The organism is Proteiniphilum sp. X52, assembly GCF_003712195.1.
In the GTDB taxonomy this organism is placed as follows: Bacteria; Bacteroidota; Bacteroidia; order Bacteroidales; family Dysgonomonadaceae; genus Proteiniphilum.
In genome coordinates this window covers 35156-42193 of the sequence record NZ_RDSD01000030.1, presented here as the reverse complement: position 1 = coordinate 42193, position 7038 = coordinate 35156, and the positions used below count along the sequence as shown (strand labels likewise).

6 protein-coding genes are annotated in these 7038 nt (G+C 36.4%); all 6 read right to left on the bottom strand.

The features are described from left to right. Positions 1-322: 322 nt before the first annotated feature. Positions 323-652: an NVEALA domain-containing protein gene (locus D7D25_RS16335; protein ID WP_122969993.1), complete on the bottom strand. Its 330-nt coding sequence runs from the start codon at positions 650-652 to the stop codon at positions 323-325. 378 nt (positions 653-1030) lie between these two features. Further along, on the bottom strand, positions 1031-3010 hold the full coding sequence (locus D7D25_RS16330; protein WP_148038966.1) for a transglutaminase domain-containing protein: 1980 nt from the start codon (positions 3008-3010) through the stop codon (positions 1031-1033). A 168-nt stretch (positions 3011-3178) separates the two neighbouring features. Then, positions 3179-4225, bottom strand: a complete 1047-nt coding sequence (locus D7D25_RS16325; RefSeq protein ID WP_122969991.1) for a BF3164 family lipoprotein — start codon at positions 4223-4225, stop codon at positions 3179-3181. 267 nt (positions 4226-4492) lie between these two features. Further along, a complete protein-coding gene (locus tag D7D25_RS16320) occupies positions 4493-5458 on the bottom strand; it encodes a BF3164 family lipoprotein (RefSeq protein WP_158602653.1) in 966 nt (321 codons plus the stop codon). A 188-nt stretch (positions 5459-5646) separates the two neighbouring features. After that, positions 5647-5901 carry an NVEALA domain-containing protein gene (locus D7D25_RS16315; protein ID WP_122969989.1) on the bottom strand — a complete coding sequence of 85 codons (255 nt, stop codon included), beginning with the start codon at positions 5899-5901 and terminating at the stop codon, positions 5647-5649. A 14-nt stretch (positions 5902-5915) separates the two neighbouring features. Further along, complete coding sequence (locus D7D25_RS16310) at positions 5916-6914, bottom strand: BF3164 family lipoprotein (protein WP_158602652.1); 999 nt, start codon at positions 6912-6914, stop codon at positions 5916-5918. Between the last annotated feature and the right edge of the window lie 124 nt (positions 6915-7038).

Sequence of the window (7038 nt, the reverse complement as noted above, 5' to 3'; positions counted from 1 at the left end):
ATTAACCGTCTAATACTTTTGATCAAAGACAAGTCTATTGTTTCCAAGTATATAATATCAGATAATTGAAGATGGTCAGATATTAAATCGTTATTATGACCAGAGGGAAGGTTGATAATAATATTACTCGTATTTTCCTGAATACTGGTTGCACATGTGGGAGACGTAAGAGAAAATAACGTAACCAACCCCGCAATATAAAAATACTTTGTATTCATAAGTTCTGTAGATTGTATGATTGTATAATTTTGTCCTTTCCTATTTCAATCATTATAGAGAGAGAATAAGATTAAGGGATCTTATCCTCTCCCTATCTTTGATCTTATACACAGTATCCTGTTAGGGTTACCGTATAATGAGGTCCCGGACAAGGCACGTTACCTTCAAAATAGCAATCAGAGCCATAATATGTAATGACATAAAAGTAGCCATCTATGCATCTTCTTTCTGTAGATACTTCAAATAACATTACATACTTATAATCCTTTCCAGGCTCTCCAATTCCGGGATATTCCCCGTTAGCCAACGCCTCCACATTGGTCAATGCCAAATCACTCAGATTAACATCACTTTTCATACTTTTGTGCACTCCGAAACCTGCGGTTGCCAGAAGCGCGAGGGCGAACAGCCCCGATAAAACTCTTTTCTTCATAGAACAGAAATTTAAATGAATGATATGATTAATTTATACTTCCTTCCTCCGAAGGAGAAGGAGTTTTTGCTTCTTCGTTTTCAATAAGTTCATTTTTGTCCATTTCGCAAAGGTGGCAAAGTTCATTATTTAAACCATTTTTTTGACTCACTTATAACTCATTTTTTCTAATATGTTGAATATTAGTGTTCTATTTATATTCATTACTGTTTTTCTTGTAAAGGAACAGAATAAATGAGAATTGACAAAAGAATAAATTGTTAAGATTCTGTTCAAATTCTGTCGGCTATTTATTCGATCTTCTTAGGTTTTTGTTTCAATAGCATGTTCCTGAATGAGGGTTCACCGATTCCAGACCGACCATTCTTTTCCGATGGCCTAAAGAAAAACGGCTTTACCTTTTTCCATTGTAAACGGACGTTCCTGGATTCCCCCTGAATGATTTTTCAGATAGTACAAGCGTCCCGAAGGAATATTCTCATACAGTAACGAATCTGAAGAGGCAACCTGTACGCCTAATGATCTCCAGCCCTCCCTGTCGCTTATGAACAATTCGTACCGGTCTCCTTTTTTGATGTAATTATCGTAATTCCGAGGTGAATAAATGATCTCCGTTATTTTTTCAGGTTGTCCCAGATCAAGTCCTGCCCATCCGTCACTTGGGGTATTATGGTCAAAAGATGTTTCGGTTGAACCGTCAAACACGTTGGTAAACTCATGCGTGCCCCTATCTTGCCAACTTCCGGGTGTGCCGATGATTTTTCCCTGTAAAACGATGGAATCCGAGAGGAACTGCACTTCTGCGACATTACAATGGCTTTCTTTCGGTCCTTTATACCGTACATATCTGTATCTGTTTTCGGGAGATAGCGTGACGTGATGGAACAAACGAAACGGCCTGTCCTTGATGATATGGAGTGTGTCCGGATTTTTGAAATCTGGATTGTCCGAACCTTCAAATACACCGCCAACCATCCGCTCCCTGAAACGGGTCTCTCCTTCCAACGAATACTTTGAATATAAAATAAAAGGCTTATCACTGCCACTTTCATAATTTTCGAGCAGATTAATTTTATAAGTCTGGTTATGCAATTTGAACGGATCCGTAATAAATACAAATTGATCGTTTTCATGGACGGCAACCCTGAAAATATCCCCAGCTTCGATATTTTTGAAAGTAATAACACCTTTCTTATATATATCTGTCCAGTCTACCGGAGTCCAATTCATTTTTGACAGCATGCACAGGTAGAAAACCTTTGTGTGCTTCGGCTTATCCTTGTATATAAGGTCTTTGGGTATGGGTAAGTCTGTCAAGTGGTTTGAATATAACCCCGTTACATCATAAAATCTATAATTGTATTTGGAGAATTCCCTGGGGACTGATTTTGATTTTCTCCTAAGTAGATTAAACCGGGAGGTATTCATGGAAAAGGTTTTGCGGTAAACTTTTGGTTTGGGTGTTCTCCGGTTGAGTTCAGTACCGGAGATATAGGTAACGTCTCCAAAATAATCGATTGCATAATATTCGTTTTTGTTGTTCCTCAATGATACCCATGAATGTCCCACGTTGACACGACTCTTGAGGGGCATATAATCCGTGGCGCAAGGAATTCCATTTGCCCTTAACAGGAACAGCACAAATTGGTTGATGTTATCACAGGATCCGGTTAAATATTTTGCTGTAAAGGCGTCAAGACTGGGATAACCGGGGGGACTTGTCATGGTGGATCTTTCCGGCCGCATTTCTTTTATGATGTTACGTCGTAGTGCGATAGCAGCCTCAACCGGATCCTCTGCGGTGATGCTTTCCACGAAAGATCGATATTCTTCCAGATAGTTTTCTCTCCAGTTTGTCAATTTTTCGTTGCCTGTACGATAGGGTAAGATATATTCGCAAAAGTCGCCGAAGGTCACATTTTTCCCCCATGGTTTTTCAGTCCATACTTTGAAAGCCAGATCAATATTTTCGCATAAATAGGCAGAGTCGATCTCTTTGATGTCAAACTTTAATGTAAGGGTTGATCTATTAAACGGACCATATACATTGTGTAAAGAATCGAGGATTTGATCGGGCGTTTTTTTATCTTCTCCCAGTAATTTGAAATAGTCTGTATATTTTTCCAGCGCTTCTCCTTCATAATAATGGTAACCCGGCATATTTTCTATAAGGAAGCATGCGGCTTTATATTTCAGACTATCGGCCGGAACAGAGGAATAACGCTTCAGTACTTTTTCCAATTCCGGCCTGTTATCTCCCGCCAATAGTAAGGCTTGCTCCAACCCACTTTGTCTTTTGCCAATGCAACTACAAAACAGAATAAGAGAAAAGAGTGAAAAGCGGATAATATGTTTCATTGAAAATTGAGTTTTTTCGAGAAAATTATTCTCTAAGTTCATAATAAAGCAATAAGGGGTTAGAATCCAGCCAACCTTCCTCAAATAGTATTTGGCATTTTCTAGTGATTGTCTCTCTAGAGTCAAAAGGATTTCCATTACAATCTGTTCCGGTAGACCCTATTGTTCCTAATTGTATGAGTATTCCACAATATGGAATTCCGGAGTTTCGCTGATACCGTATATTTTTTTGTTTTGTGTATCGACTGTAAATGAAAAAATAGGATCATCCAGATTGTAAATTTTTTGAGGAGTACCATCCCATGAGAAAGAAAAAAGCCTGCTGCAGGATGTCGTATGATCAGGATCGTCAATATATCCGCCGTTATATAAGACAAAAAAATCATTTCCCGCATTCCGTGGGCACATAAAAGCATCCCGGTTCATTCCTTTTACAGGAGAAGCTCCCATAGGCCCGTCTTGTATTTGTTTGAAATGAGCTAGAAATTGTTCCGGTCCATGCATCCTTTTTTGTAAAATACCATTTGTATCATATATCTCAATTAAGTCTGTCATATAATGGCACAGTGCGATCTTGTCACTTCCGTTAGTGATAAATTTCATGTAAAAAGCATCCATTTTTTCCATATCGGAGTATTCGATTGAAGAAACAGGGTAGTTGATGAGTGCCTCTGTTTTTTTACCTGTCAGGTCAAATTTGTACACCCGGTTCTCAGTGCCGTACGAATATCCTATTATATTGTCACCTGCTTGCTGCGCAGTCAGGAATATCTGTTTCTCCAGCTTAATTCGATGAATAGGTTTTGGCTCAGTGTTAGTGATGAAGTCCTTAATTTCATATTCATATACCGTTGAGGTACCTAAATCAATAATCTTCAGAAAATATCCGTCACTGTGCATAAATTCCGGCTGAAGCATATCATTAGGCCCCTGTCCCGTCACAATGCATTGGTTCACTTGTCTTTGTTCTTTCAGGTCATAGATATGGAAAAGTTTATCCCCTCCATATTCAATGGTTATTAGAAGTGAGTCGCAGACCAATATATCGGTCGGTCGCATTGTCAAATCGCTCAATTCCAGTATTTTCCCCGTCAATTCTTCGGCGGTTTTAAAATCCTTGACTGAAAACAAGTGGGCATCCAAATAGCGGTTTTGATTAGAACTGCACGCAAAAAGAAGAATAACAAGTGACACGAATAGTATATTAATTTTCATGATCTTAATAATTGTTTATTTAGTAGAAATATAAAATTGGTCAATGTCAAATCACTCAGATTAACATCACTTTTCATACTTTTGCGCACTCCGAAACCCGCGGTTGCCAGAAGCGTGAGGGCGAACAGCCCCGATAAAACACTTTTCTTCATAGAACAGAAATTTAAATGAATGATATACCGATGATTTCTTCGTTCATTGTGATTCACTCTTGTCTGTAAATAATTTCTTAGTCACTGTTAATTACATTGTATTACCTTTTCCCTTTCAATCATCTAATTGATATTCTACTAAAATCCCTTCGGGATAATATGCTATTCCATATATTAAATTGTTTTTTTCATTATATCTCATAGAGTACAATGGAATATCTAACACATAATGTTTGATAGGGTTGCCATTCCAATCATAGATTAATAAATTTTCACAATGATGATTGAGCATTCCCTCTTTCGCAAAAGTTTTTCCCGAGTATAATGCGTAAACATAATCATTATCACAGTCCACTCCACAGAATCCAACTTGATTATTTTTAGAGAAAGCGATATTTCCCCTTTCTTCTATAGTGAAATTTGGCGCATAGTATTTTATTTGCTTATATTCATTTAATATCGAATTGTTGATATAATTGAGAAAAGATACCACCCCATGTTTTTGAGTCACGGCAACAACTTTCTTATTATCTGACGTATTTGCCATTAGCGTGCTTATATATAACATGGATAATTGCACCTTGGGGGTGTTATTCGTTTCTTCAAAAGCAGGGAACTCAATGCCTGACGTTATCTCCCCATCTGTTGTCATATTAGCCAACCAATAATCTTCTAATATACCGGTAGCTATAATATTTGAGCCAATGCGGTTTATCACGAATAATCTTTTATTGGTATTAATTTCCTGATTTTTTTTTATGATTAAAGTGGTATCTGATGATATGTCGATTTGGTTTATTCTTCTTTGTGAAATATCATAAATCAAAAATTTACCATCTTGATTTTGAAAACTACTAGGAGATATAATTTCATTAGGACCATTCCCTATATTGACTCCTTTGATCACTTTGTTTGAGATTGGATCAATAAGATTAAATATATTTTCATTTTTATTATCCCAAATCATATATGAATTATTAATCCGGATTGCATCTATCGGTTTTAATATATCAAATTTCTCCAGATTAATAATGTGTGAATGATTTAATTCCTTTTTGGGGATTTTATCGAAATGTTGCATCGGGTTATTAATTGTTTTATTACAAGATAAAAGGAATAAAAGATTTAATAGAAGTGATAAATACTTCCTTTGGTTAGAAATCTGACTAATCATTTTACTATATTTATTTAAAGATTATTTCTGATTTTTATCAGGGAGGATGTATAAAACGGTTGCTGATAAATTTTATACATCCTCTCATAAACCAATTAATAATAAGGTTCTCCTTGTATCCAATAGTCGTTTGGATCAACGTCTATTGGCGGATAGTAACACCAACACCTGGAACATGTTTGCATACAGGGTACGCCGATAATAACTTCTCCATTGGCAAGAGCTTCCACATTCATCAATGCCCAATCCGAAAGGATGGAATCACTTTTCATTGTTTGACTCCTCATTCCGTAGGCTGCGGCTGCCAGAAGCGCGAGGGCGAATATGCCCGATAATAATTTTTTCTTCATACTTTGCAGTGTTATTATTGTTTCATGGTGAGGGGTAGATTGAATTCAACAATTGTAGGCTCTGGTAAATGAGCTATTCCATATAGTTTTTTTCCATCGTTAGACAATGCCATCCTATTTATTCTGCAACTTAAATGCAGTTTTGCGATTGCATTTCCGTCATAATCAAAAACCAAAATAACATTGGCCATGGATTTGTTGATTTCATTGAAATCATAGTCACTTAACAATTGGTCTAAGTATAACAAATAGATGAAGTGGTCGTCCTTCTTAAGATTCATCATTTGTCCAAATGATTTATCTTTATCATAAAGCAAGTCTTCATTTCTTACAGCATAATATGGTTGATTGTAAAAAATATTCCACTTTTTTTCCATGGCCTCATTATTTAATTGGTAACAAGCCAGATATGGTAAGTAAGTAGTAGCAAAAACCATTGTCCCATCGGATGCGGCAACTCGTCCTTGAAGGCGATTGACCGCTACCATTGGTGACACTTCTTCTGGAATAGGAGATTCTCCAAATCGGCATATTAATGTTAAGGTACTGTCAAATAAAGAAAAGAATTTATTCTCCCCTTCGTATAAAAGAGAAACATAATGTTCATTATCTAATCTTGCGAAGTAGTAATCGGTTCGAAAAACTTTTTCTTTCTCATTTTTGGTGACGGCCTTTAGACGACGGGATTCAATAATGGATACATTTTTATTCTCATTGACTAATTGCAAGACAGCCAATTCTTTTTTATTTATTTCATTTAACCCAAAAGTATTGTTATGTGAATAGGTGAGTAAGGGTTGTAAAAATTCCCCCGGCCCATTCCCAATACTACCATAACCGTAAAGTTCTTTCATGTTTTGGGGAATGGAATATATCTTGCATAGGGGATCTTGTTGAATTGACACAAGAATTAAGAAAGAGTCAATCACGGTGATTTGTCCTTGTTTAATAAATAATTCCGTATCGTATGCTGTATGTTTCAGAAAGTGTTCTTCCTGGAATCTTATAGTCATATCCTGCTTGTGGCTCGAATTACAACTTACTAATATCGATATTGTCAGTCCGACAACTGTTTTATATACAATACTCATAATCAATTGAATAATAAAAGTAACAGAGGTACATAAAATATACTTG

Coding starts and splice junctions, on each gene's coding strand:
- D7D25_RS16335 (WP_122969993.1), bottom strand. CDS start 652: ATGAAGAAAAGAGTTTTATCGGGGCTGTTCGCCCTCGCGCTTCTGGCA.
- D7D25_RS16330 (WP_148038966.1), bottom strand. CDS start 3,010: ATGAAACATATTATCCGCTTTTCACTCTTTTCTCTTATTCTGTTTTGT.
- D7D25_RS16315 (WP_122969989.1), bottom strand. CDS start 5,901: ATGAAGAAAAAATTATTATCGGGCATATTCGCCCTCGCGCTTCTGGCA.
- D7D25_RS16310 (WP_158602652.1), bottom strand. CDS start 6,914: ATGACTATAAGATTCCAGGAAGAACACTTTCTGAAACATACAGCATAC.
- D7D25_RS16320 (WP_158602653.1), bottom strand. CDS start 5,458: ATGCAACATTTCGATAAAATCCCCAAAAAGGAATTAAATCATTCACAC.
- D7D25_RS16325 (WP_122969991.1), bottom strand. CDS start 4,225: ATGAAAATTAATATACTATTCGTGTCACTTGTTATTCTTCTTTTTGCG.